This window comes from Vibrio ulleungensis (assembly GCF_016900875.1).
Classification (GTDB): domain Bacteria; phylum Pseudomonadota; class Gammaproteobacteria; order Enterobacterales; family Vibrionaceae; genus Vibrio; species Vibrio ulleungensis.
Genome location: NZ_JAFEUM010000001.1, coordinates 722837 through 742799, shown reverse-complemented (window position 1 = coordinate 742799; position 19963 = coordinate 722837). Strand labels below are relative to the sequence as shown.

Annotated in this window: 17 protein-coding genes; 12 read left to right on the top strand and 5 right to left on the bottom strand. The window is 44.1% G+C overall.

Going from position 1 to position 19963, the window contains the following annotated elements; translation table 11 throughout:
- Window positions 1–11: 11 nt before the first annotated feature.
- On the bottom strand, window positions 12–1040 hold the full coding sequence (locus JQC93_RS03430) for an aldo/keto reductase (protein ID WP_236009272.1): 1029 nt from the start codon (window positions 1038–1040) through the stop codon (window positions 12–14).
- Between the two features lie 321 nt (window positions 1041–1361).
- Between JQC93_RS03430 and JQC93_RS03425 the strand changes: the two genes are divergently transcribed.
- From JQC93_RS03425 to JQC93_RS03410, 4 genes are all read left to right on the top strand, one after another.
- Window positions 1362–2123, top strand: a complete 762-nt coding sequence (locus tag JQC93_RS03425) for a polysaccharide lyase (RefSeq protein WP_205157047.1) — start codon at window positions 1362–1364, stop codon at window positions 2121–2123.
- Between the two features lie 154 nt (window positions 2124–2277).
- Window positions 2278–3192, top strand: coding sequence for a lipid kinase YegS (gene yegS, locus JQC93_RS03420; RefSeq protein ID WP_205157046.1), 915 nt, complete (start codon window positions 2278–2280; stop codon window positions 3190–3192).
- A 78-nt stretch (window positions 3193–3270) separates the two neighbouring features.
- Window positions 3271–4077, top strand: coding sequence for an AAC(3) family N-acetyltransferase (locus JQC93_RS03415; RefSeq protein ID WP_205157045.1), 807 nt, complete (start codon window positions 3271–3273; stop codon window positions 4075–4077).
- Window positions 4078–4220: 143 nt separating this feature from the next.
- A complete protein-coding gene (locus JQC93_RS03410) occupies window positions 4221–4862 on the top strand; it encodes a GyrI-like domain-containing protein (RefSeq protein ID WP_205157044.1) in 642 nt (213 codons plus the stop codon).
- Between the two features lie 157 nt (window positions 4863–5019).
- Here the strand turns inward: JQC93_RS03410 and JQC93_RS03405 are convergent, their stop codons facing one another.
- Window positions 5020–5451 (bottom strand): MAPEG family protein, encoded by a 432-nt coding sequence (locus JQC93_RS03405; protein WP_205157043.1) that lies wholly within the window; start codon window positions 5449–5451, stop codon window positions 5020–5022.
- A gap of 164 nt (window positions 5452–5615) precedes the next feature.
- Between JQC93_RS03405 and JQC93_RS03400 the strand changes: the two genes are divergently transcribed.
- The 6 genes from JQC93_RS03400 (at window position 5616) to JQC93_RS03375 (ending at window position 13206) form a co-directional block, all read left to right on the top strand.
- Window positions 5616–6179, top strand: a complete 564-nt coding sequence (locus tag JQC93_RS03400) for a dihydrofolate reductase family protein (protein ID WP_205157042.1) — start codon at window positions 5616–5618, stop codon at window positions 6177–6179.
- Window positions 6180–6302: 123 nt separating this feature from the next.
- A complete protein-coding gene (locus JQC93_RS03395; RefSeq protein WP_205157041.1) occupies window positions 6303–7697 on the top strand; it encodes a sensor domain-containing diguanylate cyclase in 1395 nt (464 codons plus the stop codon).
- Between the two features lie 220 nt (window positions 7698–7917).
- The gene (locus JQC93_RS03390; protein WP_205157040.1) at window positions 7918–9783 is read left to right on the top strand and encodes a methyl-accepting chemotaxis protein; all 1866 of its coding nucleotides are present in this window, start codon (window positions 7918–7920) and stop codon (window positions 9781–9783) included.
- Between the two features lie 375 nt (window positions 9784–10158).
- Complete coding sequence (locus tag JQC93_RS03385) at window positions 10159–10464, top strand: isoamylase early set domain-containing protein (protein WP_205157039.1); 306 nt, start codon at window positions 10159–10161, stop codon at window positions 10462–10464.
- Between the two features lie 270 nt (window positions 10465–10734).
- A complete protein-coding gene (gltS, locus tag JQC93_RS03380) occupies window positions 10735–11964 on the top strand; it encodes a sodium/glutamate symporter (RefSeq protein WP_205157038.1) in 1230 nt (409 codons plus the stop codon).
- Between the two features lie 126 nt (window positions 11965–12090).
- Entirely contained in the window at window positions 12091–13206 is a 1116-nt protein-coding gene (locus JQC93_RS03375; RefSeq protein WP_205157037.1) for a GGDEF domain-containing protein, read from the top strand.
- Window positions 13207–13248: 42 nt separating this feature from the next.
- Here JQC93_RS03375 and JQC93_RS03370 read toward each other — a convergent pair whose 3' ends face one another.
- Together JQC93_RS03370 and JQC93_RS03365 are read right to left on the bottom strand one after the other, a co-directional pair.
- Window positions 13249–14460: an MFS transporter gene (locus JQC93_RS03370; RefSeq protein WP_205157036.1), complete on the bottom strand. Its 1212-nt coding sequence runs from the start codon at window positions 14458–14460 to the stop codon at window positions 13249–13251.
- Window positions 14461–14467: 7 nt separating this feature from the next.
- The gene (locus JQC93_RS03365; protein ID WP_236009262.1) at window positions 14468–14653 is read right to left on the bottom strand and encodes a hypothetical protein; all 186 of its coding nucleotides are present in this window, start codon (window positions 14651–14653) and stop codon (window positions 14468–14470) included.
- 521 nt (window positions 14654–15174) lie between these two features.
- Between JQC93_RS03365 and JQC93_RS03360 the strand changes: the two genes are divergently transcribed.
- Window positions 15175–15471, top strand: a complete 297-nt coding sequence (locus JQC93_RS03360) for a hypothetical protein (protein WP_205157034.1) — start codon at window positions 15175–15177, stop codon at window positions 15469–15471.
- A gap of 102 nt (window positions 15472–15573) precedes the next feature.
- Here the strand turns inward: JQC93_RS03360 and JQC93_RS03355 are convergent, their stop codons facing one another.
- Window positions 15574–17034: a DUF3360 family protein gene (locus JQC93_RS03355; RefSeq protein WP_205157033.1), complete on the bottom strand. Its 1461-nt coding sequence runs from the start codon at window positions 17032–17034 to the stop codon at window positions 15574–15576.
- 374 nt (window positions 17035–17408) lie between these two features.
- Between JQC93_RS03355 and JQC93_RS03350 the strand changes: the two genes are divergently transcribed.
- A complete protein-coding gene (locus tag JQC93_RS03350; RefSeq protein ID WP_205157032.1) occupies window positions 17409–19961 on the top strand; it encodes a DUF294 nucleotidyltransferase-like domain-containing protein in 2553 nt (850 codons plus the stop codon).
- Window positions 19962–19963 lie beyond the last annotated feature (2 nt).

The following is a 19963-nucleotide window of genomic DNA, read 5'->3' as shown; positions in this document are numbered from 1 at the left end:
GTTCCCGGCCTTTAACTGGAGCTATGCGCGGTTAATATTGCACGAATCGCTTGCTGCTCTGACTCACTAAACTCAAGTTTCTCGGTTGAAGCTACATTTTCCTTGAGTTGCTGCGGAGAACTCGCACCAATTAAAACGGACGTCACTCGCTGATCATTGAGCAACCAAGCTAGCGCCATTTGTGCAAGCGATTGACCGCGCTGATGCGCAATCTCTGCCAACGCGACAACGGTTTCTTGATTGTCTAACACCAAACTCTCACTTAAGTACGAATGTTGATTACTCGCTCGAGAGTTTTCCGGGATCCCTTTTAGATAGCGATCCGTCAACATTCCTTGCTCTAGCGGTGAGAAGGCAATCAACCCTAAGTCGTGCTCTCCAACGCAATCTAACAAGCCCTCTTCTATATGGCGATCTAACATAGAATAACGAGATTGATGGATAATAAAGGGCGTACCTAGCTCTTTAAATAACGCGTGAGCTTTGGCGGTTTGTTCTTCACTGTATCGAGAAACCCCGACATACAATGCTTTTCCTTGTTTTACCAAAGAATCTAATGCGTAGACCGTCTCTTCAATAGGCGTATCAGGGTCAGGCCTGTGATGATAAAACAGATCCACATAGTCCAAATCCATTCTTTTCAATGACTGGTTGAGGCTTGCTGTAAGAGATTTCCTAGAGCCATTATTGCCATAAGGGCCTGGCCACATGTCGTACCCTGCTTTGGTCGAAATAAAGAGTTCATCTCGGTAGGGAACAAAATCCATATTTTTAATACGACCAAACACCTCCTCAGCAGAACCGTAAGGTGGTCCATAATTATTCGCTAAATCCCAGTGGGTGATCCCTAGATCTAATGCTGTTCGCAAAATCTGACGCGCATTAGCAAAATTGTCATATTGACCGAAGTTGTGCCACAGCCCTAAAGAAAAACAAGGCAGCATGATGCCACTGTTTCCACAGCGGCGATAAGGCATCGAGTGATATCGTTCTTTGTTAGGTACATAGACCGGTATTGGGGCGTGATCGTTGATATCCATGGCGTAACTCATTGAAAAATTAATGCATCACTATAGCGCCAGTCACATGTTCCTTCTGAGGTAACGATCGAAAAAGACAGTTTTTGTGGTCGTAAAAATCTCAAAAACTCTCGTCAATCGCTAAATCAATTTTGCGAAGTTCTGCTTTGCTAGCAAAAGTCCACCACGTGGTAGTTAAGACCTTTTAATACTACGCATGTCGAGTTCGTCTAAACTCAATCCTATGGTAGGAATCACACTAATTGATTGAGATGTTTAAAAATCAAGCAAGCTGCAATACTATCGAGAATCACACTCATTTTTAGTCAAGGAGAGACGAGTATGCACATAAATAGTGGGATAGCCCTTGCGAAAGCAATCGCCATCATGACTTTAGTTAGTGGTTGTGCGAGCACTATCGACCGCGGAAACTTCGGACCCTTTCAACGTTCGCTAAACAACACCAGCCATGGCTACCAGGTTGTTACAGATCCAACGGGTACCGCAAACAGCGAGTACGTCGAACGTTTTGAAGTTCGTAACGGTGACTGCACAGGTAACGAAGACTGGAGTGACTGCGATAATGATCGTGAGCGTAGTGAACTGAGTGAGAAAAACAAAACCACGACGCCAGGCAAAGAATATTGGTACCGTTGGGATATCTACTTCCCAGAAGATTATGTCAATATTTATCCGACCAAAACTGCCTTAGCTCAGTTCCACCAAAAAAGTGGACACGTTGTGTGGATGTTTCAAAATTCAGACGGTGGTTACCATCTAGATCAGCAGGTTACTGGCAGTACCGAGCGTTACTACGAGCTAATATCTGAGGAAGATTTACGGGGCAAGTGGCATCAAATTGAGGTGCATGCCAATTGGGAAAAAAACGATAGCGGCTTTCTAAAAGTATGGGTAAATGGGGAGCAGAAAGTTGACTATTCAGGTCGTACTATGACCGCAAAAGCGGTCTATTTTAAGTACGGTATCTATCGCTCATATATGTCTCGATACAAAAGTTGGAACAATACCGATACGGTACCAACACAAACCGTCTACTACTCCAATGTAGCACGAGCGACAGACAGGCAGTCACTGGCCAACTAACATGGTTTGAATAACTAAGCCCTTTTTACCAACCGTAAAACAGGGCTTTTTGTTGATTGCTCCATACTTGTTGCACCTAATTGCAGTTGTTACTTCTCTATATCCGTCGTTTATTGTTACAGTATCCTTAGTTATAGAAAATAGGATTTAATCCATGCCCACTCGACTACTGTTAAATGGTAAAAAAGCTGGCCAACAAGATGTTCGCGACGCAGTCTATCAGCTACGTGAGGAAGGGCATGATCTCGAAGTCAGAACAACCTGGGAAGGCGGCGATATTGAGCGCCTTATTCTGGAAGCAGAACAACAAGGAATACATCGAATCATTGCAGGCGGCGGCGATGGCACGGTCAACGAAGTTATCGATGCCCTACTCAAACACTCCCTTGCTCATATTCAAGTAGCCATATTGCCATTGGGTACAGCCAACGATTTCGCGACTGCTTGTGGCATACCAACAGCCTCTCCTTACCAGTCTTTATTACTAGCACTAAAAGGCAATGCCTATCGTGTTGACGCTGCACGAGCTAACGAGCGACACTTCATAAACATTGCGACGGCCGGGTTTGGTGCGCAAATTACCGCAAAGACTCCAGTGACACTAAAAAACCTATTAGGCGGTGGCGCTTATGCCCTGTCCGGAATGGTTCAGGCATTAAACTTTCGACCTTTCAATGGCACCGTGTTGATTGATGGTAAACAACATAAAGCCAACATCGTCGTTGGGGCTCTGTGTAATGGTCGATTAGCAGGCGGTGGACAACCTCTTGCGCCTGAGGCGTTTCTCGATGATGGGTATTTAGATGCATTTTCACTGCAAGGCTATACTTTGGCTGACATTTCAAAAGTGGTCGAAGAAATTCAAAACCCCAACTTTGAAGGCGTTGGTTTCGTCAACCGAAATAAGGTGACGCGCTTGGAGTGGGACTCGCAACAAGAGATGCCGATAAACCTCGACGGAGAACCAATAGCTTCTCTTAAAGTCGTCATGGAAGTATTACCCAAGGCTATCAAGCTCGTTTTGCCAGAAAACACAACGATCCTTAAGCACCGTGAGCTCGCCGACTAGTTGTCCACTTGAAAGCTCAACATTGGTTTTAGAGAAGAGTATCAGATATTAACCATCCTCAATCTAGGATACGATTGAATGCTAACTTTAGACGAGCTAAAACAACAGATTTTGCAGGCCGGGCTAGACAACAGCACCCTTTGCCTGCATTCCTCTTTCCGGTCTTTTGGACCGGTTGTCGGCGGTGCTCAAACAGTGATAGACGCATTGGTTCAAAGCGGTTGCACCTTGGTTTGCCCTGCTTTTTTCTATCAGTCTCAAACCTACCCTTCAAGAGTTAACTACGCCAACAATGGCGTCGACTACTCAAAAATTGGTCGGATGTTGTCGGTTAATTATACTGGGTGCACTTCGCAAATTGAACCTTCAATGGGTGCTGTTGCCAGTCTTTTATTGAAGCAGCCTAACGCCTCACGAACACACCACCCTGCCAACGCGTTTTCCGTTTATGGGCACTTACATCAATCGCTTCTAGCCAATCAGTCGATGCTTAATGCATACTCCGTGTACAAAAATATTTATCACTCTTCACAGCCTGCCTATGTCGTACTTGCAGGTGTTAATTTTACCTCTTGCACCCCAATACACTATGCCGAAGAAGTTTCGGGGAGACGCTTGTTCCGTCGTTGGTCTGTATACAACGGGCAAGTTGTTGAGACAGAAGAAGGCTCCTGCTCTAACGGTTTTGAACAGCTTCGTCCGCAGGTCAATCATTTAGAAAAGGTGATCAAGCTAGGACAAAGTGAAACAAGAATTTATCCGTTTAAACCGTTCATCGACACATTGTCAGAGTCAATTAAAGCCCACCCCCAATCGACCCATTGCGGTGATGATGAGTGTGTGAGATGCAATGATATGGCACTTGGCGGCAGAGCAAGCGAGTAGTCAAAAATTCAAACGAGTGCGGGAAATAGGATTGGCATTAGTATCCTAAAATAATGGTGATGGAACATCGGAAACCCACAACTGCCGACCCACGTTTAAAGTCACTCAACCTCTATTAAAAATCGAACACACAAGGAAAAATCGTGACCACAAAACATGAATGGCGTAAGCACGAAAAATCGCTCTATTTGCCTAAATCCAAGCCACAACTCATTGATGTACCTGCGTTTAACTTTATAACTATCAGCGGTGCTGGAAACCCAAACAGTGAAGGTTTTAGCGATCGGGTGACCGCCTTATATTCCCTAGCGTACGGGCTAAAGATGCACCTCAAGAAGTTGGCGTCAAAGCCTGAAGGGTATGTTGATTTTACCGTATACCCATTGGAAGGAGTTTGGGACATTAGTGAGGAAGCTAAAAAGACCTTCACCGGGGTTATTAATAAAGACGACTTAGTTTATTCGTTAATGATTCGCCAGCCGGACTTTACAAGCGAAGCGCTTTTTCTCGATGTCAAAAAAGAGGTTGAAATAAAAAAGCCATCTCCACTTCTGTCCTCCGTATCCTTTCACACTCACACTGAGGGTTCGTGCATTCAAATGCTGCATTTAGGCCCTTTTGACGATGAGCCTCAAAGCTTGTCTCAAATGGAAAAATTTGCAGACGAGCACCAATTATTACGTGTTTCTAAAATACATCGTGAGATCTATTTATCAGATGCTAGACGCGTTAGCCCCGACAAATACAAAACGGTTTTGCGCTTTAACGTTAAACCAAAGGGTTAGTTAGACTGGGCTCTTGGCTGAGTACACATTCGCCGTAATCACGCAAATTCTGCGCTTTTGCAAAGCGGATTTCGCAAAGAGCCTGTTACTACCTCATTTAATCCACAAAAAAAAGCCAGCCCTATTGGCTGGCTTTAGAATAGTTGAGAACTCTAAGCTATATGAGTGCGGCTGCGACCAATAGGATCAAAACCAAATTGGCTAAGTAGCCCACCATATAAAAATAGCTTCGAGGGCTCGGATTGGTATCTGTTGCGATCTTGTAGTACAGCACCATATGCGCCAATCTTGCGAGTGCATATACCCATACGACGACAGCCAACCAAAAGGCGTCAACACCCGCAAACAATCCAATAAATACAGGCACTGCGAACGGTACGATATTTTCGAGAGAGTTTTGGTGCGTACGATGACTGCGAAATACAAAAGAGTCGTGCCCTAAATTCTCGTCCACTACCCCAGGAATCATGTGCTCTTGCTTACGGTGTGCACGAATGGCAATGAAGCTTTGTACGTAAATGGTCGCCACGATAAAAAGTAACCCTAACAGCGCTGCATGATAATCAGAAAATTGAACGTCAGCTAACATTTTGCTCTCTCCATAAATCAAAAAGTTGATAATTAAGTTGTGCACAATATATATGATTCAGTGTAGCGTCGCAACACCTATCCTTTTCTATGCATATCCAACACAACCTGCAGTTTTGACATATAATCTATTGAGTATTCACCGATTTTTAGAAAGGTCCTCGCATGAAATGTTCCGTCTATATTGCTGCCAGTGTCGATGGCTACATTGCGAAACACAACGGTGACGTAAGTTGGTTAGACAGCGTGGGAAATAGACAAGCCGATATGGGTGATCATGCCGACATGGGGTGGCATGCTTACTTTAGCTCTGTCGATTGCTTGATCATGGGCCGAAAGTGTATGCAAGTGATAGCTGATATGAATCTGTCTCTAGAGCAATGGCCTTATGGTGATACACGAATAGTGGTATTAAGTAATACGCTTAAACAGCTCCCTAACACACTTCATGGAAATGTAGAGTTGTACTCTGGCGATATTTACTCGTTAATGGAATTACTTGAACAAGACGGACATAAACATGTCTATGTTGATGGTGGCCAAACTATTCAGTCATTTTTGGAGCTCAAACTTATCCACCAAATCACCATTACCCGCGCACCGATTCTACTTGGCGGCGGCATCCCTCTATTTGCTAAAATGCCACTGCCCATTCTACTAAAGAAGGCAAAGTCGATTGCATATGCCAACGATTTTGTTCAAGAGCATTACGCAGTGTCTTACCTTTAAAACGCGCTATGGAATTGTTTTATAGCGAGAAAAAATAGCCTTGTGGCGCGCACACTTGTAATTCAAATCATTTTAGGGTGTTATGTACGCTTAAGCATATAAACTTTGCACAAGGTGGCCTTGGTGATAGAAACATTAGACAGTTCTTATCAATCTTCACAAATGATTGACCACTTGTTTGCCAATGTGGATGTGGCTTTTGTGGTGCTAAATCTTAACCGTGAAGTGATGTTGATGAATCGTCATGCTGAACGCTTAACCGGTTACACCCAAGAAGATATGGTTGGCAAAAGCGCTCGCGTGTTTTATGAGCGCGAAGAAGACTTTACCGAACAAGGTCAAAAACGTTATAACCCAGACGCTGAGTACACCAAAGAGCACTACGTCACCCCATACATTACAAAACAAGGGCGTCGTTTTTGGGGCGATACTCAAGGAGGCGCCGTTAAAGGAGCCGACGGCAAACCGATCTATTTTGTCGCTATTGTTACGGACGTAACTGAGCGTTATCAGTCAACACTCACATTGAATCACCTACATGCTGTCACTTCGGATCGAAACCTCGACTTTTCAGAGCGTATGAGTCGCATACTTACGCTGGGGTGCGAACACTTCGAGCTCCCAATTGGGATATTAAGTCGAATAGATGACGAAGTGTACACTGTTGAATACGCTAAACACCCAGAAAACGCGCTAAAAGGGGGGGAAGTGTTTGATCTATCAAACACCTATTGTTTTCACGTATTCCAAGCCGACGATGTTCAACAATTTCATCATGTCGCCGACAGCCGCATTTCTAGTCACCCTTGTTATACCGCGTTCGGCTTAGAAGCCTACATCGGTTCACCGATATTTGTGGATGGGGTTCGTTACGGAACACTCAATTTTTCTAGCCCTGACCCTAGACGCACATTTACTGCCCAAGATCGAGAAATCATTCGCCTACTCGCACAATGGGTAGGACATGAAATAGCAAGAATGCGAGATATCGATGAGTTACAACAAGCAAGGGAAGAGCTCGAACGCGTCGCCAACACAGATAGCCTGACAAGGTTGCCAAATCGTCGCTATTTAAATTGTGAAATTGAACGCCACATGGCTCATTTTGAACGATTTAGTGAGCCCGTCACCATCGCAATGGTTGATTTTGATAAGTTTAAATTGCTTAACGATCACTATGGACATGCTGCGGGTGACCAAGCATTAATCGACTTTGCTACTATCACCCGTAATGAGCTGCGTAAATACGATCTCTGTGGGCGTTGGGGTGGAGAAGAGTTCATAATTGTGTTCCCTAACACAAATATTTCTGACGCTTCACTGGTGATTGAGAGGCTTCGTCAACAAGTTATGGCCTCTCCCGTTACTTTAGACAATGACCAGATTTTTTTCACCATTAGCATCGGATTGAGTGAGTCACGAAAAGGTGAAGAAACAGAAGCACTGATACAACGCGCTGACGATGCTCTTTACCGAGCAAAAGAAAAGGGCCGCAACTGCTTTGTCACCAGTAAGTAGTCCTCACTTAGCTTTGTTTAATCGTTTGTTTCCAAAGCCCACCACTATTGTGACGGCGCTGTTTTAAAGTATAAGCAACGGGTGTGCGTTTTCGTGACGCCCGTTATAAAAGCCAATTCCTCTATGTTAACTCGATAATAACTTTCCAAATTTCCTCATTATTGTTAGTGCTAGGCCGATATAGCCATAGCAAAACTAAAACAATAATTAGGAACATGCTATGAAGTTTAAAAGCAAAGTTGTCACACTTACAGCAGCACTATTAGTAGGCACAATTGGCCTACTTACCACCAAAGCATTTTTTGATTCCAAAGAATCTATACAAAATCAACTCATCACCAGCACTGAAGAAATTGTCGAGAGTGTAAGCCAAACGGTTAATAGCGAAATGGAAGCTAAGCGAGCATTTTCGCAATACGTTACGCAGCTTTTATCCAACGCCACCACCGACGCTGAGGTTCGAAATATAATCGATCAACCTCAACTTACCAGCCAGTTTATCGTTACCGCACTTGGTTTTGAACATGACGGTCATATTGTAGAAAATGACCCAACCTGGGACCCTGTTGATTATGACTCGCGAACACGTCCGTGGTACCAAGAAGCAAAATCGACTCGTGAGCAAATTATTACAAAACCGTATATTGATATTGCTACGGGTGAAGTTATCGTCTCCATTGCACAATCTGTTTACCGAAATGGTGAATTTATTGGCGTATCGCTAGCGGATGTGTCACTCGCGTACCTATCGGAAGTCACTAACAGAGTCAATATGAGTGGTTTAGGCAACATGGTGCTAGTCAATAAAGAGGGCGTCTTGCTGGCTCACATAAACTCAAATCTAATTGGCAAGCAAGTCTCCGATATCGCACCAAACGTTAAGCTAGAGAATCGCGCTCAACAGACCGTAATCGATGGTCAAAAATACCTCATCAACTTTGCCGATGTGCCTAATACCAACTGGAAAGTCGGTGTCGTAATGCAAGAAGATAAAGTCTTCGCGCTAATTACTGACATGCGAAATAACTCTTTAGTTATCGCTTTTATTGCCATCATCGCAAGCATGCTTATTTTGCTTATGGCGCTTTCACACTTAATGAAGCCGCTGAATAATCTAAACGATGCAATGGACAATTTAGCCAGTGGTGAAGGCGATTTAACACAGCAATTAGCCACCGATACAGACGAAGAGTTTTCTAAAATTGCTGTAAGCTTTAACCGTTTTGTTGGTTCGCTAAAGGATAATATTTCTCAAACCAAACATATTAGTAGCCAACTGATAGAGAGCGCACATCAATCTACAAACAATGCGCTCAAAACGACCTCCGCCATTGAAGTGCAACTTGCTGAAATCGAACAGCTTGCGACAGCAATGAATCAAATGGCCACCAGCAGTAGCGAAGTTGCAAACAATGCACAAAGCGCAGCAAGTGCGACAAAAGATGCCGATCAGGCCACAACGGTCGGTACTGATGTAGTACAAAATACCACTGAATCCATCAGTCATCTTGCGCTTAGAATAGATCAAGCCGTTGATGAGATCGTTGGCTTAGAAGCGGCTACTGAAAATATCGAAAGCATTATTAAAGTCATTAACGATATTGCTGACCAAACGAATTTACTTGCACTTAATGCCGCTATCGAAGCTGCAAGAGCTGGAGAATCAGGCAGAGGCTTTGCAGTGGTGGCAGACGAAGTAAGAACTCTAGCTCATCGCACCCAAGAGTCGACTACAGAAATTCGCACTATGATTGAACAGTTGCAATCCGGAACACACTCTGTGGCAAACGCAATGAATCATAGTAAAACAACGGCCAGTGACACTGTTTCAAAAGCCAGCGAAGCAAACATTGCGCTGAACAGAATTCGTGATGCTATAAGTGATATTAACAGCATGAATTTGCAAATCGCATCGGCTGCGGAAGAGCAAAGCTTAGTTGCAGAAGAAATAAACAACAACACCATGAAAATCAAAGGACTGTCGGAGAACGTATCAGAAGGTGCAAATTCGGCTAAAACAACGGCTCAAGAGCAGACTAGCTTGGTTAAAGAGCAACAAAGCATTTTGGGGCGATTCATCGTCTAAGTAACAAGCTCTGTGCGAATACCTAAAAAGCCTTTCAATTGAAAGGCTTTTTTATGACTTATTGCAAGTGTTCAGCTTTACATATAAAGCTGTCACCACGGAGTCGCTTTCATGTACCTAATACGAATGGCTTAACCTAATTTACAACATATTTTAATGAAGATGCTGCAATGCTAATAAGTCATAAAAATGAAAAATATCAGTTGTAACGTGCACTAGTTACGCTCAAAAGTCCGCCTTGTTGCACGATAAATGAGCATGAAAACTGTAATTTATTGCAACAACAGGTGAAATGACCCTAGTTTTTGTGGTATTTATTTTGCTAGGTTCTACTAATTAAAACGATTTAACTTACGACGACTCTGAGGAGAGACAATGTTTACTAAGAAGTTTTTTAAAACGAAAGACGAAGTTGAAGTAACCTTTCAATGGCCAAAAGGTGAGTCTGACATTTCTAGCATCGCGGTTTGCGGTGAATTTAACGATTGGCAGCCTACTCCAATGAAGCTAAACAGACAAAAAGTGTTTACAACTAAAGTTCGAGTGCCTAAGAACAGCCAAGTTCAGTTCCGCTACCTGATCAACGAAGAACAGTGGGAAAATGATGGCCAAGCGGACAGCTACGTCTGGAATGAGTTTGGTTCTGAAAACAGCGTCATCGATACAATCGCAAGCGCCTAACTTATCGCTTTGCTCAATCGGCGATGCCCAATCGAACAACACTCATCAGTGAGTACGGTCATTAATCAGACTCCCCTATCTGGTTTCATCGTTAGAAAATACTGCAGCCAAGGTATCTAGACACCTTGGCTGTTTTTTGTTTCTTACCCTGCCCAAATCGACCAATTTCGCAATTTAATTCGTTGTACTATTTTCAACAAATGCATACACTTAATTAACAATTTACGTTTTGCACTTTACTCTAATAAATCAGACTTTTAGGAATCTTTAATGGAATTTGAAAATAACGTCCTTCAACTTGGCTCATTCTTCGCCATCACTGTGGGGATCATGGTGCTTTTTATCGGACGCAGATTAAATCAAGTTGTTGGGTTTCTGAAAGAATTTAGCATTCCAGAGCCTGTTTCTGGTGGGTTATTGGTGTCCGCGGCATTTGCCATTTTGTACTGGACTACGTCAATTGAAGTATCTTTTGATATGACGGCTCGAGATGTTTTACTGGTGTACTTTTTTACCACCATAGGTATTAACGCCAGCCTAAAAGATCTTGTAAAAGGTGGAAAGCCACTCATCATTTTACTCGTCATCACCATCGGCTTCATGCTGGCACAAAACGTGGTGGGCATTTCGGTTGCGACCATGTTTGGTCTTGAGCCTGTCTTTGGGTTATTAAGCGGTTCTATTTCACTGATTGGCGGACACGGCACCGCCATTGCTTGGGCGCCTCGCGTTGGTGAAGAGTTTGGTTTAGAAAGTGCAATGGAAATTGGCATCGCCAGTGCAACATTTGGCTTAATTCTGGCCAGTTTAATGGGCGGTCCAATCGCTAAATTCTTGATTAAGAAACACGGACTTGCCGCAGAAAAAACAGATGCAGAGCAGTATGAACAAGACAACTTAGACGAAGAACACACGCCAAAAATGAACTCTTTCGATTTTTTGGATGCGGTGTTAGCTATTCACATCTGTATTGTTATTGGTACCATACTCAATGAGTTAGTCAGTCAAACTGGTTTGCAACTGCCTCTATTTGTGACTTGTTTGTTTGCGGGTATTATTTTGACCAATTTAATTCCCACCGCCTACCCGCGTATTACTGGTACTAAGTGGCCTACTCGTACGGCCGCCATTGATCTGCTTGCAGACATTTCGTTGGGTACCTTCTTAGCCATGTCTCTAATGAGTATGCAACTTTGGACCTTGATCGATCTCGCTGGACCTATTTTTGCCATTTTGGCCATGCAGCTTTTGCTGGCAGTCTTGGTGAACATTTTCATTGTCTTCCCAGCAATGGGGAAAACCTATGATGCAGCATTAACTTGTGCAGGTTTTGGCGGTATATCCCTGGGTTCTACGCCAACAGCAATGGCAAATATGTCTGCGGTAAGCCACAAGTATGGCTACTCCGCACAGGCGTTCATTGTCGTACCTTTGGTATGTGCCTTCTTTATTGATTTAGCTAACGCCTTCATCATTCCATTCTTCATGGGCATTCTATAAATCCGTCAAATAGGGAGCCTTGGTGAATGATGGCTCCCTAATTCGTTGATTTTTATGACCTAGGTCCTCAACTAAAAATATGTCATATGGTAAAGTTTGCCTTGGACCTTTAGTTTCACTAACTGTATGTCAAATCAAGCCCAAGTATTCCAACGTCGATATCTCATCACTCACAGCCATCTAACTTACAGTATTGTAAGCCACCTAGTAATTGGCGGTGTATGCAGCGGCTATATGTATTTAAGCTCTTCGCTTGGACACATCGCCTTATATTGGTATTTAGGTTTGTGCGCGGTATTGCTGTTGCGGCTTATATTGCAAACATACCTAGTTTCGAACGTGAAAAACGGATTTAAGTACCAAAAGGCGTATGACCTATTGTTCGCATTCTGTCCTACGCTTAACGCCTTGGCATGGGGTGTGGGTTACTGCCTGATATTACAGTTGGGAGAGTACACCTTCTCGCTCAGTGCTACCTTGGTTCTTACCGCAATGGCATTTACCGGGTTTACTCACCTAACCTTAAGTCGCGCCAGCTATATCGGTTTCTTTGTCAGCTGCTTTGTTCCCGCCATTGTCTATTTTTTAATTTTTGAGCCTAACATTGCCGTCGTAGTTGTGCTGATTATGGGGGTCGTGCACTTCCTCGTGTTTAACCGATTGGTGTACAACATTTCCACCGATGCACTTCGATCTGACGAAAAACAAAAGAATCTCATTCAAAAACTCACCGAAGCCGAAGAGCAGCTTAAGTTACTCTCTGAAATCGATCCCCTAACGGGGCTAAGTAATCGTCTAAGCTATCAAAAGCAATACAAACGAATGCGCTACGATTGCATGTTAAGTGGCGCCACACTCAATATTGCGCTTATCGACATTGACTACTTTAAGCAGCTTAATGACACCCATGGGCACCTTGTTGGCGATCAAGTATTAACCTCACTCGCTCAGCTCTTACAAACTCAACTCGGTGAAGGTACGATAGTTGGACGTTTTGGAGGTGAAGAATTTATCGTTTTTCAGTTAGGAAAAACGGCCAGCCAATTTGAGCTGACCTTGGATAACCTGAGAGAATACGTAAGTTCTAATCAGTTGATTGAAGGCGAACACTACCCTATTAGCATCTCAATAGGCGCAAATACAATAGAAAGCCCCATGTCATTATCAACCTGCTTGGCACCCATTGACGAAGCCTTGTATAAAGCAAAGGCATTGGGGCGCAATAGGGTTTGCCACGCTTAACCTAATATTAGTGAACGGCTTAGTGTACGGAATAGTTCAGGGCTAACTCGCTATAGCCAACCTAGCTAACGGTTTATCGTTAATCGGCAAATGCACCACGGCGGCGATAAGTGCCAGCGCGACTGTTGACCACCATATAGGTTGGTAAGAACCGTAGTAGTCATAGATCAATCCCCCAGCCCATGCCCCCAAGAAGCTCCCCACTTGGTGAGTAAAAAACACCAGTCCATACAGCGTAGAGAGATACTGCGCCCCGAAGATTTGCCTGACCAACCCAGAGGTTAACGGGACGGTGCCTAACCAAACGAAACCGATAGCCCCACCAAATATGGCAGCGCTATATTGAGTGATAGGTAACGTCACAAATCCGGCAATAATCGCTGCACGCAAAAGATACAATACAAACATAACGTGACGTTTGTTAAATCGATCCGCCATCATGCCCCAGAAATAGCTGCCAAATATATTGAATATCCCTACATAGGCAAGCGCAAGCGCGGCACTCGATGCAGGCAGCTCTTTGTCTGCCAAATAGCTTGGAAGATGCGTTGCAATAAACATCACGTGGAAGCCACACACAAAAAAGCCTAAGTGAATAAGCCAATAACCTTTATGACGAAAGGCTTCCTGCAACGCTTGCTTTAAACTGACGGAGCTTGGAGATTGTACTCCACTCGCATCACTATTAGACGATGAGCTTTTGATAAAGCACGCAAACGCCACCATCACGGTGCACAACATCGCAAATACTTGCATAGCGCCTTGCCAGCCAAATTCGCTCAATAACGCTTGCGCGCCTGGGATCATTGCAAACATACCAAATGACCCAGCAGCAGTGGTAAGGCCAAACGCTTTTGCAGCGTGCTGTGCTGGTACCACTTTTGCCACAACACCCAAAATAATTACGTAACTGGTGGCACTTAATCCTAAGCCCACTAGCGCGCCAAGCGAAACATAGACAACCGCGGCCGACGTTGCTATCGACGTGATATACAAACCTGTTGCGTACGCAATCGCGCCCATAATAACAATGCGCTTTGCACCAAACCTATCGGCGGCCATACCAACCATTGGCTGGAAAACGCCGAACAATAGATTCTGTAGCGCGATAGCAAAACTGAAAAATTCTCGACCGCTATCAAAATGGTCCGAAATAGGCAGCATGAATATGCCAAAAGACTGCCTGATGCCTAAGCTCACAATAAGTATACCAATGCCAATCCATACCATTGGTGGAAACCGAAAAATGCTCATAATGATCCTAGTGATGGTGAATATGTTTGCCCATGTGCGTATCCATAGGCGAGTGAGAGTTTATGTCTTCATGTTGATGACAGCCCGCAGCCATAGCTTGCTCTGCAAGCAAATCTAATAACGGTTGGCAATGATGGACCGAAAATAGGGTTACACTTAAAACCACCAGCCAACGAGCTACTTGCGCGCTCATTGCTTGCGATTTAAATAGCCAAAGTGGTGATTGTGTCAACATGGTAGAAGTTAGGTGCATAACAAAAGCGGTAGCAAACTGAGGGCGCGAAGTATAAGAATAGCCGTCGGTAGATACAAATGATAAATAGACAATTACTCTATGACTAAAATGCATAGTGACACTAGGAACCTATGCACACGAAGCCACTTTTTTGCTTCATCTAAAACGTCAAAAATCGAATCTCCAAACGGTTTTTAAACTAAATACGACTATTTTTATCAACACAGCATCAAAAAGACTCAAATGTTCTAAATCGACTATCGAGATCACATGATTCAGTAGAATTTCTGTAGGGAGTGTCTTCCTATTACCGTACAATGTAAGGCATGCAATCAACGGAGTTCTTAGACTGAACAGTTTGACCATGTCAGTTCAAGACCTGTTGAAGTTGAAAGATTCAGCGCATGATTTCGTTACAAAGAGTTAAGGGACAACTCGGACGACGAATGAAAATATAACTTTATCCAAGGACAGGTACTATGAACCAAATTACCAAAGCATACCCAACCACCAATCCCTTTGTAATCGGCTTCTTTAGCTTCGCACTACTTTCTATTATCGGTACCCTAGGCTATTTATGGCCGGCCATTCAGATCACGTTCGACTATATGGCTGTTTCTAGCGCACTCAATGACGCAGCTGGTCAAAGTACTATGAGCGAGTTCGTCGTCGTAGAGCTGCAACGTATACTTCCTTTGGCATACGCTAAGGCAGGTGCAATCTGTATTCCAGCGCTTGTTGCCACTTTGTGGTGTTATAGAAAAGCACTTAAATAAAGCGTTCGATTATGCCGGTAGTGCGATAGCTGCCATTCTTGCTCCCAACGTTTAGACAAAAAAAGCACCGAACAATGTCGGTGCTTTTGTGATCTATCGAGTTTAGTTGCCAATAATGGCTGGAATACCAGGAAGTTGGCCAACCAATGCAAGCGACCCAACACAGATAAAAAATGCAATACCTGGGATTAAGTACTTATCTTGAGCTGAAAGCGATTTTGCACGCTCATGATCGCCTATCAAACCCATGTTATCGAGCAACATAGTTGTTGCCCAACCAAATACTGGGTTTACAAACGCACACGCAAAAATACAGATGCCCGCACTCAGTGAGTCTTTATGTTTATGGATCATTTGCATACCCGCTTCAAGAAGCGGTAAGAACACACCCACAATCAAAGCAACGCGCAATACTGGCTCCCACATGGCAAGATCCATTGGATAACCTAGTACAGACGCCATAATACACATGAGGCCGGTTAGCAACGCACCACCTGGGATAGGTCGCTTAGCGATGGCCGCTGGGATCATATAAGTACCCCACGAAGACGCTAAGTTACCACCGCCAAGAAACGAGCCCACACCTTGTCGAATGGACGCACCCATCATAGTGTCATCAACATCCATCAGAACGCCTTTGGCTTCTTTTGGATAGTTCAACTCTTGGAATACGCGGTGTCCTAAATAGTCTGGAGACCACATTGCAACTGCCAATAACGCAAATGGAACCACGGCAACAAAGTGCTCTAAAGTCGGCCAACCAAGTTTCCAACCGGTATCCTCACCCCACCAGTAAAATGGGCTAAAGTGCGGCAAACCTGGCGCTGTGCTAAACGAAAAGTCTGCGCCCAACACATAGGCAACTATTCCTGCCAACGCAGAACACAATGGAATTGCAAGCCAACGCTTATTGATCTTGGCGAGGTAGGCATACACCATTACCGTTACACCAATGACCGCAAACGAAATGTAACCTTGATCGGTGCTACTCGCCCAAGCCTCAGTTTTGTTAATTTGCCCAATAAGACCCACAGCCCCTAAGTAAATCAGTAAGCCCCCTCGAACCCCAACGCCTGTGAGGGTCATTAACTTTGAACCCCCTTTGGTATAGGCGAGGATAAGGCCAAACACACACACCATGATGCCCAGTGCGAGTGGGTGCCCGCCTGCTGCGGCAATCAAAGGGATCAATGGAATCATCGGCCCATGTGTACCCGCTAGGTTGGCATTAGGGTTTAAGATGGCGGAGAACAAAATAACAAATAGCGCGCCTGCGATTAGCAGCTCATAACGGACGTTTTCAGCCACAAATTCAGGCGATAAACCGAATTGAGCAGCAAACGCCGCCACCATTGCCGTTACCATGACCACTTTACCAATCGTTGCCGCTAAAGCTGGCACCCAATCTTCAATCTCCACACTATAATCACGTGAAGGTAAATGAATACCCCAACGCTTAAAGCTCATGATTTTTAGGTCATGGTTTAAAAATTCTTCCCTGCTTTCAAAATCTTGCGCTTTCTTGCGCATATCTCTATAAAATGTCTTTCCAGATTTAGACATGTAACATTTCCTTATTAGGCTTCAAAGCAAAGCGTTCACTGCTCAGTCTCACTTGCGCTCGGTATACCAACCTTCAGCTGATACGAGACGACATCCCAGACGCTACCTTGCATCTCCATTTACTTTTAAATAAAGAGGAGACAGACAGTGTGCAAGCTTATTAATGAATACGGTGACCAACCATTTTCGGTCACTGAACGTGCGTCAATCGCACTAGAAGCAGTCTAAAGAAACATTTTGTAACAGAAATTGACTTAGATTATTTTAGGGGATGAAGTACGGGTGTATTGTAGTATTAATAGACAGAGTTGCTACTTGGCGCACACTTTTTGTGTGTTAGTTAATCGTTAAACAGAGCGAGATGTAACTGCACGATGAAAATATCAGAACACGCTGCGCGCACAGAAGCATTGTTTGGCGTCCGGGGAGAAGATATCCATAAATGGATTGACGGGTTCTTTGATCACGATGGTAAAGATCATGCCCAGCACATGGCCAAACAACTGGATTATGACCCCTTTGACCATCGCCGCTTTCGCCACTGTAAAGAAGCTCTAGGAGAAGCATACCGTGAATTTGGTGGACGCTACACTCAGCAACAAATAAAAGATGTTTTCGAAACCCACATAAAGGATGACTACGAAGGCTACTTACCTGGTAGAGCGGATTTTGAAAATGGCACGTTTACCGCCAAATATCACGATAGAACTCATAGCGACTCCATAGAAGAAGTACTCGATGAACGAGAACTCGCTGATTACTTTGATGGACTGCATCAACAAGAACCCAGCGCCAGTCATCCGCTTAAGCATTTTAGCTACCGCATTGTTCTGCCGACCATTGCCGCAATTATCCTGTTCATCACATCGATTATTTATGTGATTGTGCCATTGGTCGAAGACTCCATGGTTGAACAAAAACGGCAAATGCTAAGAGAGCTGACCTCAGCAGCGGTGAGTATTGTAGATAGCTATGTCGAACTGGAACAGCAAGGCGTGTTAAGCAAAGAGAGTGCGCAAACAAAAGCTGCGCTCGAAATTAAAACCATGCGATACGGCCCAGAAAACAGCGATTACTTTTTTATTACCGACATGCACCCCAAAATGGTAATGCACCCCAACCGCAATGACTTAACCGGCCAAGACCTTACTCACTATAGTAACGATGCTCAAGACGACGGTCCGTCGGTCTTTGTTAGGATGGTGCAATTGGTTAACGAAAGCCAGCAAGGCTTTCTCGAGTATCAATGGCAATGGAAAGACGACCCTACCCTTACCGCCCCAAAGATGACGTACCTTGAAGGCATCGAAGAGTGGGATTGGATCATCGGTACCGGCGTTTATATCGAAGACGTTGAGCAGGGCATTGCAAAGTTAGAAAATACCATGTCACGTATCTTTGTTGTGATTACCATTGGTTTGATCGCGTTGATGAGTTACGTCATTAACCAATCGCGAAAGAGTGAGCTCAAGAAAAAACGAGCAGAGCTTGCATTACATGAAGCAAAAGATCGTTATAGAGCCTTAGTCGAGTCCTCCAATGAAGGATATATATTAGAGGCTGATGGACAGGTACTGTTCTCGAACACGCGCCTGAGACAGTTATTGGGGTATCAACAAGACGACCTCAAATCGAACACGATTTGGGAGAAGCTGTTTTCTACAGCGCCGCACAATACCAAAGTTATTGAACACTTGTTAAAGCTCTTCAAGCAACAAGCTGAGCCTGGAGAGTTCGAAGCTCAACTGCAAACAAAGCAAGGTCAACACATAGATATCATTCTCACTACATCTAAGATTTTCCTTGCCGAAAAACTGGGGCATGTTGTGAGCTTTCGACCTATTGTTCGTAAAATATATGGCACCAGCGTTACGCCAACCTCCTTATTAAGCAGTCACGCAGACCAGACAATTGTCGATCATATTCAGCAGGCAAATACGCACAGCGAGGTGGTGGAGTCTCTCAATCAGTTAGCGGATCAGATTCGATACAAAATTGAAGTAGGTACAAGGCCGCATCACCTACGCAACCTTATTGGTTTAACCTACGATGCCGCTATTTGCCGTTTTATCGAGTTAACCATCGCAGACATTGGCGAGCCACCAGTGCCCTTTTCTTTCATAAGCTTTGGCAGTAATGCACGCCACGATATGACACTGTTTTCCGACCAAGATAATGCTATCGTTTTTGAAACTCCTGACGATAGCGACTTAAAGTCCATTCGACGTTACTTTTTGCATTTAGCCGAAAAGGTCTGCGCCCTATTGAATCAAGCTGGTTATCGCTACTGTGACGGACTGATCATGGCTTCTAACCATCAGTGGTGCTTAAGCCAACAAGAGTGGAAGCAAAACTTCACTGACTGGATTGAAAGTGCAACGCCCGACACTATTTTGGAGCTCAATGTATTTTTCGACATTCGCTCAACCTATGGGCACGCCACATTGGTTGATGGTATTCAAACCCATATACAAAGTGTGTTAGCTAAGCAACCTGAGTTTCTACCAATATATTCGCTCAACTGTCTTTCCTATCACGTTCCGCTCGACAGCAGTGGCCAGTTAATCACAGAGAAGTATGAAGGGATAACGTCGATAAATCTAAAAGATTGCCTTCGACCTATGGAGATATTTTGTCGCTTATACGCTCTGCATTTTGATATACGAGAAATAAGCACCATTGAGCGACTAAGACAGCTCCACACGCACGATCTGTTTGATGCTGAAACACTACGAGAAATGGTCTATTTGTTTGACCATATGTGGAATTTAAGGTTTATGAATCAACTGGTCGAATACACAGATTTGCGCAAAGTTAATGACGTACTTGCCATCGATGAACTGACGACCGTTGAGCAGCAAAATCTCAAAAACGTACTCAGTCGCATGCAGCAATTAGAAGAATGGGTAAAACGAGACTTCGGTTAAGC